A 14,093-nucleotide genomic window follows, 5' to 3' on the forward strand; every position below is an offset into this window, starting at 1 on the left:
GCGAATCAGTGTGCCAGGTGCAATTCAAACGGGCAGTGGCCTTCCGTGATGTGGCGGTCGTAGTCTTCCCGGAACTTCTGGATGCTGGTTCTTACCGGCACAAGAGCGCTCTCACCCAGCAGGCAGAAACACTTGCCGTCCATGCTGTCCGTCAGCTTCAGAAGGAGGTCGATATCCTCCTGGTTCCCCTTGCCCGCCTCGAAGCGGCGCAGCAGTTTGTAGAGCCAGTCGGTGCCTTCCCTGCACGGCGTGCACTTGCCGCAGCTTTCGTGACGGAAGAAGTGGATCAAGTTAAGCGCTACGCCCACCATACACGTTGTGTCGTCCATCACGATGATCGCCGCGGAGCCCAACATGCTGCCGGCGGCGGCGACGCCCTCGAAATCTAGCGGCGTATCCAGCGCGTCCGGCGTCAGAATGGGGGCGCTCGCCCCACCCGGTATGACCGCCTTCAACGTTCGCCCTGGCCGGAGACCGCCCGCGTAATCATCGATCAACTGCCGGAGCGTGATCCCGAACGGCGCTTCGTAAATATCGGGCTTCTGCACGTGGCCTGAGATGCAATAGAGCTTCGGGCCCTTGCTCTTCTCCGTGCCGATGCCCGCGAACCATGCGGCGCCCCGTTCGATGATGTGCGGCACGCAACACAGCGTTTCGCAATTGTTGACCACCGTCGGCGCGAAATACAGCCCCTTTGCCGCCGGGAAGTACGGAGGGCGTAGGCGCGGATTGCCGCGCATGCCTTCCAGCGCTTCCAGCAGCGCCGTTTCCTCTCCGCAGATGTATGCGCCCGCGCCGCGATGGACCGCCAGGTCGAAATCCCAGCCGGTGCCGAGGACGTTTTTACCGAGGTAGCCCTTCCGGTATGCCTGGTCGATGGCGAACTCCAGGCGCTCCGCGGCCAACGCCATCTCGCCGCGGATGAAAATGTAACTCTGCTTCGCGCTGATCGCGTACGAAGACAGGATCATCGCCTCTATGCACTGATGCGGGTCCCATTCCAGAAGCTGCCGGTCCTTGTACGTTCCCGGCTCCGACTCGTCCGCGTTCATCACAACGTATCGCGGAATGCTCAAATCCTTCGGGATGAAACCCCATTTTCGCGCCGCCGGGAATCCCGCCCCGCCCCTTCCCCGCAACTGCGAGTCGGCGACCTCCTTCATCACGTCGTCTGGCGACATGGTCTTCAGGCCCTTGCGCGTAGCAGCGTATCCGCCCCGGGATTCATAGACGTCTATGTCCCATGCGCGGTCAACGAAGCGGTTCTTGAGCAGTACTTGTTCGAATTCAGGCATATCAGGAAACGATGAACGATGAGAGATGAACGCCGGAATGGCCGGCGGTTCACGTCCCTCAGGCGTCATCCGAAAGATCATGGTTGTCGTTCAGGCCGGTGCCGGCGGCGGGCGTGTTTTCCCGGCCGACACTGGTATACCGGGTGCCGCTTGCCAGGCCCTTGTAGCGCGGGTCGTACGCGCCGGCAATTTCACGCCCGAAATGCCCGGTCTTGCCCCTCAGTTCGTCGATCAGCGCGTCGGCCTGTTCAAGCGTCAGGTTCTCGACGTAAAGATCGTTCACCTGCATCATCGGAGCAGTCCCGCACGATGCGAGACACTCGACCGGCACCAGCGTGAACTTGCCATCCGCGGTCGTCTGGCCCGACTTGATGCCCAGCTTATTCTCCAGATGGTGCAGCAAGGCAATGCCGCCGCACAAGGCGCAACTCAGTGTCGTGCAAACCTGGAGGACGTGCTCGCCTACGGGCTGTTTGGCGTACATCGTGTAGAAAGTGGCGACGCCCTCAACCTCCGTGGGGTGCATCTCCACCATTCTGGCGATTTCCAGGATGGCCCCGTGAGTGACGTAGCCGTGGTCGGCTTGCGCCACAAACAGCGCCGGCAACAGCACTGACTGCCTGCGCGGATAGCGGGCCATCAACTGGACGATCTTCTGGCGCGCCTCATCGCTGAGAGGCCGCATGTCCGGCGATCGCTTCGTCAGTATCTGGATGGGTGTGTGCCCGGTGGTCTCCGTCATCGGTCCACCTCGCCCAGAACGATATCGATACTTCCAATGAGGGCGACCACGTCCGCGATCATCCGTCCTTTCACCATTTCCGGCAGGGCCTGCAGATTCACAAAGGATGGCGGCCGCACACGAACCCTCTGCGGGCGTCCGCTGCCGTCACTCACAATATAGAAACCGCACTCACCCTTGCTGGATTCCACCGGAACATAGGCGTCGCCTTCGGGCACCGGGAATCCGGCCGTAGCGATCTTGAAATGATGGATCAGTTCCTCCATGCCCATCATGATCGTGTCCTTGGGCGGGCGCCGGTATTTGTCGTCGCTGATGTTGATATCGCCGCCAGGCATGCCGTCGAGCACCTGATGAAGGATCTTGACGCTCTCCCGCATCTCGGCCATGCGGACCTTGTACCTTGCATAAACGTCGCCGGCCTCTTCCACGCAGACTTTGAAGTCCAACTGGTCGTAGATAAGATACGGGTTGTCCTTGCGAAGGTCGTGGGCCACACCGGCCGCTCGCAAAACCGGCCCGGTCACCCCCAGGGCAAGAAGCCGGTCGGGGGCTATATATCCGATCGACTGGGTCCGTTCGAGGAATATCTCGTTGTGGGTGAGAAGCGCTTCATAGTCATCGATCTTCGCCGGAAGCGCGTTCAACCACTCCTTGCAGCGCTTCTCAAAACCCGGGGTGAGGTCCGCGGCCATGCCCCCGACGCGGGTGTAGGAAGTGGTCATGCGGCCGCCGCTCAATTCCTCGAAGAAGTTGAGCACATCCTCTCGGTCGCGGAACGCATACAGGAAGGTGGTTGAGGCCCCGAGGTCCATTCCGCTGGTACCGTACCAAACCATATGTGACGCGAGACGCTGGAGTTCGCTTACAAGAACCCGGACGTAGGCGCATCGAGGGGTGATCTCAATGCCGCACAGTTTCTCAACCGATTGAACGTACGCGACGTTGTAGATCATCGCGCTGAGGTAGTCCATGCGGTCCGTATACGGGATGGCCTTGTGGTAGGTCTTGGCCTCCATGTTTTTCTCGAAGCCGGTGTGCAGATAGCCCATGTGCGGGATGCAGTTGACAACGGTTTCGCCGTCAAGCTCCAGCACCAAGCGCAGCACCCCGTGGGTGCTCGGATGCTGCGGACCCAGGTTCAACGTCATCGTCTTCTGAGTCACGCTGCCGGGCGTGCCAATCTGCTCTTCGAGAATGTCGGTAGGCATGGTCTGAATTCGTTTCCCGTTTGGCCGGGCAAACTCGGTGGTCCCTAGAATACGTCCGTCACGCTATCGTACAACTTCACAACACCAGGGCCTTGCAGAGGGAAATCCCTGCGCAGCGCAAAATACGGCCATCCCTCGGGCGAGAGTATGCGTCGGAGATCCGGATGCCCGGTGAAGACGACGCCGAACATATCGTAGACTTCGCGCTCAAGCCAATTGGCCCCTTCCCACACCTCGGTCACCGTCGGGCATTCGCACGGCTCTGCGGAGACACCCACCTTCAGGCGCAGATACGAGTGCGAATCCAGCGAGTACAGGTGATAAACCACATCGTACCTGGGGTCGCGATCCAGAAAATCCACGCAAGTCAGGTCGGCGAGAAGCACGAACCTGTAGTCCACGGCGTCGCGCAGCCACCTGCTTACAGGCACGATCGCATTGGGCGCCACACGCAGGCACGGCATGTCTACGCCCGGCGTAACCTGAAGGATGGAACCCGGGAATTCCGCTTCCAGGCGACCGGCCAGCTGCTCCAGCGCCGTATTGTTAGTAGTAGATTCGGTCTGCATGCTTGTTCCGATGGTTTACTCCCAACGCGAGCCTTTGCCGATTTTCTCCTGCAGTTTCAAGATGCCGTAAATGAGCGCCTCGGGGCGCGGGGGACAACCGGGAACATATACATCCACGGGAACGATCTCATCCACGCCCTGCAGGATGGCGTAATTGTTGAACATGCCGCCGCTGCTGGCGCACGCGCCCATCGAGATGACCCATTTCGGATCCGGCATCTGGTCGTACACCCGCCGCAGGACCGGCGCCATCTTCCGGCTCACGCGGCCGGACACGATCATCAGGTCGCTCTGGCGCGGCGACGCCCGGAATAATTCCATGCCGAATCGTGCAAGGTCATAGCGCGAACTGGCGGCGGCCATCATTTCGATCGCGCAGCACGCGAGGCCGAACGTCACCGGCCAGATGGAGTAACGGCGCGCCCAGTTGACGAGCTTGTACAGATTGGTGGTGAGCACCGTTTCCTGAACGTCATCGCCGTCATCGAGGCGAATGATCGTCCCGCGCGGAACCTGGGCCCGGGGATCGTCGCGCATTTCCAATCCGCTGTTGTTCGGTTCTAGTCCCATTCGATGGCCCCCTTCTTCAACATGTACACGTATCCGACGAGAAGGATTGCCATGAAAATGCCCATCTCCACCAGGCCGAACCGCCCAAGGCTGAATTGCCCGGCGTGAGCGCGGAGCAAGATGGCCCAGGGATACATGAAAATGGTCTCAATATCGAAGATAATGAATACCATTGCCACGACGTAGAAATGGACGGGAAACTGCTGGCGAGCCGCGCCGATCGGGTTCATGCCGGACTCGTAAGGCATGCCTTTGGCTCTTGATGGCCGACGCGGGCCTAGAAACACGCTGACACAGATGAATATCCCCGCCAGCAAGGCAGCGAAGAGGAACAGCGCGAGGATAGCGGGAAACCCCGTGATGGGTGGTGGTTGCGTCACGGCCGGTCAGTCCTCCATAACTCCTGGCGCTCTAACAAGCGACGAATACCGCGCGGAACCGACGTCCCGCATCGTTTACAACCCTCGAAAGCGCCGTCAGGTTTCGCCGAAACCGCGGTCATTCCAATGTGAGCGTCACCTCACCGCAGTCATTACAGTAGCACGATCTGATGACTCCCGCGGATTGTGATCCGCCCGACTCGCCCAACAGGACGAAACTCACCGGGTTACCGAGGGAGTCATGAATGCGGCCAATGAGGATCATCTCGCTGGCGCACCGGGGACACTTCGGCCTCACCCGCCCCCGAGTGTTTATGTTGATCGGCGGCTGGGACGGTGAATCCATTATCCTGGTCCGTGATCGAGCAGGAACGGGTTCGACCGCGCCTCTCGCCCGATGGTCGTTTTTGGCCCGTGCCCGGGGTACACAATCGTGTTTGGGGGTAAGGATAACAGGTTTCGCCGTATGCGGTCAATCAGCGTGAGGTGGTCCTGCCCCGGCAGGTCTGTACGCCCGATACTGTCGGCAAAAAGCGCATCTCCCGTAAACACTATCCCGGGCGCGGAGTATGCCACACCCGCGGGGCTGTGTCCCCTCACGTCCAGCGTGTCAAACTCGATTGGCCCAAACCTGAGCGTGCTTCCCGGGGTGAACCATTCATCCGGCGGCGGCGGTTGTGGTACGGTGAACCCCCAAAGCGTGCAGAATTCCGAAGCCAGCGCCCACAGATCCTGTTCCCCGTCCGGGGCAAGCACCGGCGCTCCAAACGCGTCCGCCACGTCATGCGCCGCCACGATATGGTCGGCGTGCGCGTGTGTGATGAGGACAGCCAGAACGCGAAGGCCCTGTTCCTTCGCCCGCGAGACAATGCGGAGGCCCTCAGAGCCGGGATCGATGCACACCGCGTCCCGCGAGTCCGGATCGCCGTAGAGGTAGCAGTTCACACCGAGCGGCCCGACGACCAGGCGCTCGAAGAGGATGGGTTCAGCCATTCTGGAGTTTGCTCCAATCCAACGTCCCGGTGAGGACCGCGCGCCCCTCCTCTGTGGAGACGCCGCTGATAACGAGCGCGGGATATACGGTCGCGAAATCGAACGAACGGGTGACCGGTATCGGGAATGGCAATCCGGCGGCGGTTACTTTATCCGAGACGAATTCGATGCCCGCGACGCCCACGACACGCGCCTTACCGGTGGCGACGATGCTCACCGGGAGAGCGCCGAGTACGGCGTATCTGCCGGAAATGACAATCTGGTCGGGGCGAATTACCACAGAGGCGTCAGAGATCGTCCCTTCGTCGTCCACCATTTCCGCGAGGGAATTCGCGGTGACGTAAGCGCGCGCGGTGGTTTCTTCGGCGGTTTCGACCGTGCGCTTCCCACGGTCAACCTTCACGTTTCGTGCGCTTACGAATATCTCGTCCAGTATGAGGCCGGGTCCCGGCCGGACGTTCACACCGTGAATGTCAACCCGAGCGATCCGACCATCCTGGAGACGCTGGAGACTGTCCCGTGACGTGGAAACATCGTAGCGATCGGCCGGCCCAAGATGCCGGATGGCAAGCGTGCGAATCGTCTCCCGTACCTTCCGGTAGGTTCCCGGGGGGGCGCAGCCGGCGAGGCTGAGCGCCGCGACGGCCACAATAGCGATTCGAAGTTTCATCGGATCCCGAGGCGCCGGACAGCGGTCAACAAGCCGAGGATCGTCTTGCTGTCGCGAAATTCACCGCGGTCGAGTGCCGCGAGAGCATCGTGCCATGGCATCTGGACCACGTCTATGAACTCATCGTCATCGCATTCGGCCGTCGCGGGAGACAGGTCCTGGGCCAGGAAGAACCGCTGCAGCTCGCTGGTGTAGCCCGGCGAGACGTATCCTTCGCACAGAAGCGTAAGGCGGGCCGGGGAAAGGCCGAGCTCCTCGGCGGTTTCCCGGGCGGCGCAATCTGCAGGATCTTCGTTTGCGCCCATGGTCCCGGCGGCGAGTTCCAGGAGAATTTCACCCGTGGCGTGACGGTACTGTCGGACGAAATAGACGACATCTTCGTTGCACGCCACGATGACCACCGAGCCGCGATGCTCGACAATTTCCCGGAAGGCCTCCCTGCCGTTCGGCAAAGTGACAATGTCCTTGTGGACGTTGAGCGTCTTGCCGGTGTAAATGGTCTCACGGCGCACCAGGGTCTCGAGAAGGTTTTCGCTACTCACAATTGGCCTCCCGCCGAAGGTTCATCGCCAGAATCCCCGCCGCGGCAGCGGCTTCGTAATACAGCGGGTCCTCGGAGCGCCCCCGCCCCATCGTCTTCCAGGCCCGCCAGTCGTTTTCGAACGATTGCAGCGCTTCCGTCGCGCCTTCCACAATATACCCCGAAATGCGCGGGCCCGTTTCGGCGCAGAGCGAGCACCATGCCTCCGCGTACCGGGACGCGAATCCGGCCGGCCACGCCGCCGAGAACGGGGCGGTCGCGACGCGCGTAAACACCGTGCGCGTATGATGGCTGATCCCGGTGTGGCGGCCCCGAGCCTCCGCGCCGCTCGCGCGAACAACGCCGATGGGGCGACCCTCCAGTGCGGCAATGGCATTGATGGCTTCACCCTGCCGGACACCGCTGAAGCCCCACTTCGTTCCCGTGCCCACGGTGCCCGGCCCCGGCGTCACGATGGCGAAAGCCGCGCCGCAGGCAATCCTGGCGGCCAGCAACGCCGAATGCACGTTCACCGCCTCCAGATCGCCGCCGAACGCTTGCCCCGCCGTGATGACCGAGCATACGAATCCGCCCGAGCGCAGGTCCATCATGAGGTCGGAGTATTGCGCGGGCAGCGCGGCCTCATCGGAGACAGTGAGTGCAATGCGACCCGGTTCACCCCGGGATCGCAGCCCGGCGATTACCGCGGGAACCTGGCTCACGAGTTCACAACAGACCACCGGCATACCGGCCAGTGAATCGGCCGTCTCGATCGCGGAGTGGAATTCCGATGCCGGTTCCTCCACCGCGAGGAGCGCCATCTGATGCGGCGTGTACCGCAGTTTGACAATATGGCCGGTGGATTCGCGGGACTCACCCGGGTCCGAATCACGGGCGATGATGAAATGCACGCCGCCGGATCCAAGCGCAAGGTCGACCGCAGTCGTGTTGAGGAGGACGCGATCGCCCTCGGCGATGGTTCCGACGAGTTCCGGGTAGCCAACGGCTTCCGCCTCCGTCCCGTCGTCCAACCGGCAGAGCGCCCGGCTCAACCCGGACCGACCGGCGCGGATAGAGACCACGGACGCCCACGCGCGGTTCATATGCGCCGTGGACCGGATTGGCGTCTCATCCTGGTCAGGCATCGCTTACCCGCTTGTGCTCATCAGTATCTCGCGCGCGACGGAGTTTATCACGGAGCCATCCGCCCGGCCCTTCGCCGCGGGCACGGCATCCTTCATCACTCGGCCAAGGTCCGCGGGTCCTGTCGCTCCCGTGCGATCGATGGCGGCCATAACGAGCGCGCGGATTTCGTCCGCGGTCATCTGCGCCGGCATATAGGCGCCGAGGATATCGAGTTCGGCCTGTTCGCGATCCGCCAGGTCATCGCGTCCCGCCTTCCGGTATTCCGCGATGGAATCCTTCCGCTGTTTCACTTCTTTCGCGACAACGCGGGCCTCGGTTTCTTCGTCGAGTTCACCCTTGTGGTCGATCTGCGTGAGCTTGAGGCTCGAAATCAAGAGTCTTATGGTATCGCGCCGGACAGTATCTCCGGAGCGCATCGAGGCCTTCAGGTCATCGTTCAGGCGTAGAATGAGAGGCATGTGGTACTCCTTTCGCGGGGTTTGAGCCGCCGTGTTATGATAGCACCGCTCTGCGCTCGTGTCTTGCGAGGGGCAGCGCATCCGCTTCCGGGCGGGGGCAGTTTCGCGCGGCAAAGGAAGAGTCATCATTCCTTAAGGCCGGACATCACGATGCCCTGGATGAAATATCGCTGCCCCGCAAAGAAGAGGACGAGAAGCGGGATGAGGACCATCACCGATCCGGCCATCAAGAGGTTCCAGTCGGTGCCCCGGATGGTTTGAAACGTTCGCAGACCCAGTTCCAGCGTGTGCTTCTCGGTGGAATTCAGGTAGATGAGCGGCCCCATCAGGTCCTTCCAGGAACCGATGAAAGCGAACAACGCCACGGTCACGAGCGCCGGCCTGCAAAGGGGCATGAGTATCCTCCAGTATACCTGGAGGAAACTGGCGCCATCGAGGCGCGCGGCCTCATCGAGCTCGCGGGGAAGGGTCAAAAAGAACTGGCGCAGCAGGAATACGTTGAACGCACCGGCGAAATACGCCGGCACGATGAGCGGATAGAACGTATCGATCCAGTGAAGGTAGCGGAACCCGATATAGGACGGAATGGTCGTCACGATCCCCGGAAGCATCATGCTCGCCAGAAGCAGCACAAACAGACGGTCGCGCCCCGGGAAGCGCAATCGCGCGAAGCCGAAGGCAACGACCGACGACGACAAGGTCGTTCCCAGCGTGCCAAGAACCGCAATCAGGAGCGAATTGCGGAAGAACAGCGCGAAGGTGACATCGGTACCCTCGATTTTCCAGGTGCGAACATAGTTTACCCACTGTGGAACCGCGGGGAGCGACCACGGATTCTGCGCAATCTCGGCGCTGGTCTTCAGCGACATGACCAGCATGAGATAGAACGGTGTCAGCGTAAGAAGGGCCCCGACACACGCCACAACGAAGAGCAGGACGGACGCACGCTTTCTGACTCCGCGCTCGGACCCGCGTTTGCCTGCGGGCTGCGCCGAGGGGACTATGGGACGGGCTGTGTTCGAGGCGTCCATTTACTTCGCCTCCCCTCCCTCGTAGTGAACCCAGCCCGAGAGCCTTAACTGCAGGAGCGTGAAGGCAAGGGTGATCAGGAAGAGAACCCACGCCATTGCGCTGGCGTAACCCATTTTCAGGAATTGGAACGCATTCTGGTAGAGGTAAAGCACATAAAAGAGCGTTGCGTTGTTCGGACCGCCTCCGGTCATGACGAACCCCTGGGTGAACACCTGGAACGATCCGATGACGCCCATTATCAGTGTGAAGAAGATCGTCGGGGTGAGAAGGGGCAGTGTCACGTTCCGATACTTCTGCCACGTGCTGGCGCCGTCCACCTCGGCTGCGTCGTAATACGCCTGCGGGATGCCCTGCAGGCCCGCGAGGTAGATGATCATACCGCCGCCGATTCCCCACAGGCTCATGACGATCAGGCTGGCAAGCGCCGTTTTCTCGGAGCCCAGCCAGTTCACATAGCCCTTCACGGGGTCGGTCAGGCCCATCGCCTTCATCACGGGGGTCAGGCGGGCGGCGTCCATCAGATAGTTCACCAGCCCGCTCTCCGGATTGAAGAGGCGCAGCCAGATCAACGACGCCGCCACAGCAGACGCAACGGCCGGGATGTAGTACAGGGTCCGGAACACGGACTGCCCACGAATCTTCGCGTTCAACAGCAGCGCCAGGCACAACGATCCCGCAACGCCGAGAGGCACGGAAAACAGAGTGTAGATGGCGGTGACGCGCAGGCTGGTGACAAACCGCTCGTCTGCCGCCATTTCCTGGAAATTGCCCAGCCCGACCCATTTCGCGGGTCCGATGACGTCCCACGATGAAAACGCGAGAAGGAGTGATACCAGCATCGGGCCGAGCAGGAATATGACAACCCCCACGATCCAGGGCAAGATGAACAGGAAGCCCGCCCGCTGTTCCGCCCGGGAGCCCATCAGCCGCCCGGCCTCCCGATCGGCGCGTGCGCCGGCCATGACCCACCACACGAGCCCGCCGGTGACAGCAAGGAGACCCGCGAGGCCGAGCGGCCAGTTCAGGTTGGAGTGGGCCGGAGGGTTGTTCAGTGAATCCAACATGGCCTGCGCCTTCGGCAGGAACGCCTCCACCGCCTTCTCCGGAGTGATGCTCCCATTCCACACCAGTTCCAGTTTCGGGTTGATGATGCCTTCAACCTGCGACCAACTGGCGTGAATCACGTCCAGGCGGACGTATTCCACCTCTTCGATGGTGAGTTTCCGATTCCGCGGTCGCTGCCCGTCCAGCCAGAGCGGCGACGCAGCGATATTCGCCAGCGCAGGCTGCGCCAGGCCGGTTTGGGCGAGGCGCGAGAGGCCGGGCTTGCCGGCAAGGTATTTCAACAGGTTCCAGGCTTCCCGCGGATGGCGCGTCGCCGAAGTCATCGCGTATCCCGACCAGCCTGTTGCGACCCCCCGCAGTCCCGTGGGGCCCTTGGGAAATGGGGCGATGTCCCAATCGAACCGGTCTGCGATCTCCTCGCGAAAGCGCGGGACCTCCCAGATGCCGGACATATACATCGCGATGCGGCCCTGGGCGAACAGATCGTGTGTGCTGACACCGGAAGCCTGGAGGTCGGTGGAGGACGGCGTTACGTTGTACTTGTAACAGAGGTCCTGGGTGAGACGCATGGCGTTCAACACCCGCGGGTCGTCATACAGCAATTTCGTCGGGTGGAAGACATCATCCACGAATGCCCCGCCGGCAGAGAACACAAGGTTATTCATCGTGTTGCTCGGCCATGCGCCGGAGTAACCGTAAACGGTTCTCTGGCTGCCGCGCGCGGCCCGATGCGTGAGCTTCTGTGCAGACGTCAGGAAATCGCGGTGACCCCTCTCCGGGTGGGGCCGGTAATCCCACGACCAGGACTCGTCCGGGTATGGCACACCGGCCGCATCAAAGAGGGCCTTATTGTAATAGATGAGGCCGATCGGCGCGATGTCACGCGGCAGTGCGTAGAGCTTCCCGTTCTGTGAAAACAGCTTGACAAGCTGCGGATAGTACTCGGAGAGCCTGACGGCGGGATCCCGTTCGACAAACGGCATCAGGTCGAGGAGCATCCCTTTCTCCGCGAACTGGGCGAACTGTGAGCCGCAGAAAATGACGTCAGGGGTCAGCCCGGCGGCCTGTTCTATGAGCAGTTTCTGCGTGTACTCGCCGCCCGCCGGGACCCTCTCGCCGCGCACCGTCACGCCGGGGTAGTCCCTTTCGAACGCCCGGATCGTATCCTGAAGCGCCTGGATCTCCTTGAAATCGCCCCAATACCGGAACCTCAGCGCCACCTTCTGCTCGTCGGCCCTCGCGCCGAACGGAGACAAGGCGAGCATCACGAGCATCGGCACGGCCGCGCGTAACCATATCTCGCAGCGGCGACGAAATCGGCTTCGGTTAGTCATCAATTGCCGGCTTCCCGGGTTATCACAACGGCGACATCACGGAGGACCTGCGGTGTCGCGATCGATAACGCGCCGTCCTCGGCGACGAAAACCCTGTTCTTCCGCAACGGCCTGCCCGCCTCGGTGTCCCACCAACGAACGGTGCACCCGCCGCGTTCCAGCCCCGGAACCTTCAGCGTCCCGGAAACAGGCGTGTCCGTCCGGTTGTAGACCCACAAAACCGCGCAGGCACGGTTCGCCTTGCCGGCGACGCCAAGCCGGTATGCGTACGGATCCAGCGTGATGGATTTGAGGCAAACCCAGTCTTTGCCCGTGTTATCGAGCCTTATGTCGTGCCGGCCGGCAGGCACGGGAATCTCCACGCCGGCGTCCACGTCCATGTCCTTGTCGCCGGCCGGGAAATCGCGGGTGGAAAGAGGTGCGCCATCAAGTGACAGGACGATCCGGGCTCCGGCTTTCGCCACCTGTCCGATCCGCACCGAAAACGTGCCGGGTTTCGCATACTGCACGTGGAACGCCGCGTAAGGGAACAAGGCGCGGTGGGCGTCGCCCTGCAGGAAACGGGGCATTTCGGCAAGTCCCCGAACGTCGCCCGAAGGCGGCGCTATGAAGTCGGTCTGCTTCGCCGCCTCCCATTCGCCGCCGGGGCCGAACGACAGCGGGCCACGGTCATCCGTCTTCACGGTCGCGGCCACTGCCTTCAATCCGTGCATCTCCGCGAGACTGCTCCACGTCGCAAACGCCGCGGCCGATCTGAATATCGGAAAGAGGTTGTTCACATCGACGATGTGCCAGTCCCAGAACTGCGCCGCGCCGCTCGACTCGGACATCAGGCTGCCCCACAGGGCGCGACGAAGGAACGATGTGACATCAACGGAAGCGCTTCCACCGGGACCGATCTCGCCGAAAAAGGCGGGACGATCCGGCGGGAGCCCGTTCAGGCGCGACACGGCGGACAGGGGGTCGGATGTGTAAACGTGGGGCTGCCAGTAGTCCAATCGATTGCCCAGGATCTTCGGATCCATGCTGAAACTGCTCGTAACGAGGTGCTTGTACGGATCGTGTTGGCGAAGGAATGCCGCCATGTCGTCGTGCCAGGCCGCGACGACCTTTGGATCCCCGCTTCGCGCGGCATCGGTCCACTGAACCTCGTTGAACAGCTCCCACGCCATGAGGCTGGGGCTGTATCCCCACCGGGCGATGATATAGCGGTACTTCGCCTTCGTGAGGGCGATCGCCCGGGCGCTGGTGAAGAATTCCTCCGGCTTTGAAAGGAAACCGCCGTTAGCCACGTTCCACGGATTGTCCGCCCAGTTTGAATCTGTGCCGGTAGTGTACGGCCCGTGATGCTGGAGGACCAACTGGAAGAGCACGCCGCTCTTTTCAGCCGATGACACAACCGCGTCCCAGCGTCTGGCGACGCCGAGGTCCAGCGACCCGAACGGGATCGATTTGTGTTCCACCCAGTCGAGGTTCTTGCCGTCCCAATGGTCCATCCAGATACGCGCCCAGTTTTCGCCCGCCCGTCCCATTTTGGCGAGCATCATCTCCACGGTGTCGGCTGAGGTAATCGTGTCCCACGCAACGTTGTTTCCGATGGGATAGTAGCCGCTGCCATTGTCCCTCACGAATCGGTGGGGATCGTTACGGTCCCGCCGTACGAATCCAGGCGTCGGGACGCCGCTTACAACGAAAGCCGAGCGGCTGAGGCGAATCGGATGGATGGCATTGCCGTTTCGGGTGACGCCGGTAATCGCGTGCCTGCCGACCTGCGCGGGCGTGAAACGTACGCGCCAGGTCATTCCACCGTCAAAAAACGCCGGGATCTTCCGACTGCTTCCGTCCGGCTGGCGTATGGCCGCGACGATGTCGTTCGCGGTGAAATCGAAAGGGTTGCCTTGAACGCCGGGGATCTCGAAACGGATCTCGACCCTCGCGTATGCGCCGGCAGGGCGTGTTGTCTTGCCGGCGGAGCGGGAGACGACAGGTTGTCGGGGCCTCGGGGGCACAGGGCTGGATGCCATAGACGTAGAGGGTGACAGTGCGCACAGCAGAGTGATCAGTGTCTTCATTCGTCGCTTTCGCAGCGCCGGCGGCATTCGCCCCTA

General features: G+C 61.9%; 13 protein-coding genes and 1 pseudogene. All 14 read right to left on the reverse strand.

Going from position 1 to position 14,093, the window contains the following annotated elements; all coding sequences use genetic code 11:
* Positions 1-5: 5 nt before the first annotated feature.
* The 14 genes and pseudogenes from nuoF to VGM51_14085 all read right to left on the reverse strand — a co-directional run bounded on the left by nuoF (position 6) and on the right by VGM51_14085 (position 14,057).
* Positions 6-1,364: an NADH-quinone oxidoreductase subunit NuoF gene (gene nuoF, locus VGM51_14020; GenBank protein ID HEY3414153.1), complete on the reverse strand. Its 1,359-nt coding sequence runs from the start codon at positions 1,362-1,364 to the stop codon at positions 6-8.
* Entirely contained in the window at positions 1,354-2,037 is a 684-nt protein-coding gene (gene nuoE, locus VGM51_14025; GenBank protein ID HEY3414154.1) for an NADH-quinone oxidoreductase subunit NuoE, read from the reverse strand. The genes nuoF and nuoE overlap by 11 nt, the downstream gene beginning before the upstream one ends.
* Complete coding sequence (gene nuoD, locus VGM51_14030; GenBank protein HEY3414155.1) at positions 2,034-3,248, reverse strand: NADH dehydrogenase (quinone) subunit D; 1,215 nt, start codon at positions 3,246-3,248, stop codon at positions 2,034-2,036. Before nuoD ends, nuoE begins: the two co-directional genes overlap by 4 nt.
* Before the next feature lie 44 nt (positions 3,249-3,292).
* A complete protein-coding gene (locus tag VGM51_14035) occupies positions 3,293-3,817 on the reverse strand; it encodes an NADH-quinone oxidoreductase subunit C (protein ID HEY3414156.1) in 525 nt (174 codons plus the stop codon).
* Between the two features lie 18 nt (positions 3,818-3,835).
* A pseudogene (locus VGM51_14040) lies at positions 3,836-4,387 on the reverse strand (NADH-quinone oxidoreductase subunit B family protein).
* Positions 4,378-4,767, reverse strand: coding sequence for an NADH-quinone oxidoreductase subunit A (locus VGM51_14045; GenBank protein HEY3414157.1), 390 nt, complete (start codon positions 4,765-4,767; stop codon positions 4,378-4,380). The pseudogene VGM51_14040 and the gene VGM51_14045 overlap by 10 nt, the downstream one beginning before the upstream one ends.
* 345 nt (positions 4,768-5,112) lie before the next feature.
* Positions 5,113-5,760 (reverse strand): MBL fold metallo-hydrolase, encoded by a 648-nt coding sequence (locus tag VGM51_14050; protein ID HEY3414158.1) that lies wholly within the window; start codon positions 5,758-5,760, stop codon positions 5,113-5,115.
* Positions 5,753-6,430, reverse strand: coding sequence for a hypothetical protein (locus VGM51_14055; protein HEY3414159.1), 678 nt, complete (start codon positions 6,428-6,430; stop codon positions 5,753-5,755). The genes VGM51_14050 and VGM51_14055 overlap by 8 nt, the downstream gene beginning before the upstream one ends.
* Positions 6,427-6,972, reverse strand: a complete 546-nt coding sequence (locus tag VGM51_14060; protein HEY3414160.1) for an NUDIX hydrolase — start codon at positions 6,970-6,972, stop codon at positions 6,427-6,429. The genes VGM51_14055 and VGM51_14060 overlap by 4 nt, the downstream gene beginning before the upstream one ends.
* Positions 6,965-8,095: a DUF3866 family protein gene (locus VGM51_14065; GenBank protein ID HEY3414161.1), complete on the reverse strand. Its 1,131-nt coding sequence runs from the start codon at positions 8,093-8,095 to the stop codon at positions 6,965-6,967. The genes VGM51_14060 and VGM51_14065 overlap by 8 nt, the downstream gene beginning before the upstream one ends.
* A 3-nt stretch (positions 8,096-8,098) precedes the next feature.
* Entirely contained in the window at positions 8,099-8,554 is a 456-nt protein-coding gene (locus VGM51_14070) for a GatB/YqeY domain-containing protein (protein HEY3414162.1), read from the reverse strand.
* Between the two features lie 125 nt (positions 8,555-8,679).
* The gene (locus VGM51_14075; protein HEY3414163.1) at positions 8,680-9,585 is read right to left on the reverse strand and encodes a carbohydrate ABC transporter permease; all 906 of its coding nucleotides are present in this window, start codon (positions 9,583-9,585) and stop codon (positions 8,680-8,682) included.
* The gene (locus tag VGM51_14080; GenBank protein HEY3414164.1) at positions 9,586-11,985 is read right to left on the reverse strand and encodes an extracellular solute-binding protein; all 2,400 of its coding nucleotides are present in this window, start codon (positions 11,983-11,985) and stop codon (positions 9,586-9,588) included.
* Positions 11,985-14,057: a DUF5060 domain-containing protein gene (locus tag VGM51_14085; GenBank protein HEY3414165.1), complete on the reverse strand. Its 2,073-nt coding sequence runs from the start codon at positions 14,055-14,057 to the stop codon at positions 11,985-11,987. The genes VGM51_14080 and VGM51_14085 overlap by 1 nt, the downstream gene beginning before the upstream one ends.
* Between the last annotated feature and the right edge of the window lie 36 nt (positions 14,058-14,093).

This window comes from Armatimonadota bacterium, assembly GCA_036504095.1.
In the GTDB taxonomy this organism is placed as follows: Bacteria; Armatimonadota; DTGP01; order JAKQQT01; family JAKQQT01; genus DASXUL01.

Excerpts from the sequence above, each read along its gene's own strand:
- nuoF (HEY3414153.1), bottom strand. The coding sequence starts at position 1,364 with ATGACGCCTGAGGGACGTGAACCGCCGGCCATTCCGGCGTTCATCTCT.
- nuoE (HEY3414154.1), bottom strand. The coding sequence starts at position 2,037 with ATGACGGAGACCACCGGGCACACACCCATCCAGATACTGACGAAGCGA.
- nuoD (HEY3414155.1), bottom strand. The coding sequence starts at position 3,248 with ATGCCTACCGACATTCTCGAAGAGCAGATTGGCACGCCCGGCAGCGTG.
- VGM51_14035 (HEY3414156.1), bottom strand. The coding sequence starts at position 3,817 with ATGCAGACCGAATCTACTACTAACAATACGGCGCTGGAGCAGCTGGCC.
- VGM51_14050 (HEY3414158.1), bottom strand. The coding sequence starts at position 5,760 with ATGGCTGAACCCATCCTCTTCGAGCGCCTGGTCGTCGGGCCGCTCGGT.
- VGM51_14055 (HEY3414159.1), bottom strand. The coding sequence starts at position 6,430 with ATGAAACTTCGAATCGCTATTGTGGCCGTCGCGGCGCTCAGCCTCGCC.
- VGM51_14065 (HEY3414161.1), bottom strand. The coding sequence starts at position 8,095 with ATGCCTGACCAGGATGAGACGCCAATCCGGTCCACGGCGCATATGAAC.
- VGM51_14070 (HEY3414162.1), bottom strand. The coding sequence starts at position 8,554 with ATGCCTCTCATTCTACGCCTGAACGATGACCTGAAGGCCTCGATGCGC.
- VGM51_14075 (HEY3414163.1), bottom strand. The coding sequence starts at position 9,585 with ATGGACGCCTCGAACACAGCCCGTCCCATAGTCCCCTCGGCGCAGCCC.
- VGM51_14080 (HEY3414164.1), bottom strand. The coding sequence starts at position 11,985 with ATGACTAACCGAAGCCGATTTCGTCGCCGCTGCGAGATATGGTTACGC.
- VGM51_14085 (HEY3414165.1), bottom strand. The coding sequence starts at position 14,057 with ATGAAGACACTGATCACTCTGCTGTGCGCACTGTCACCCTCTACGTCT.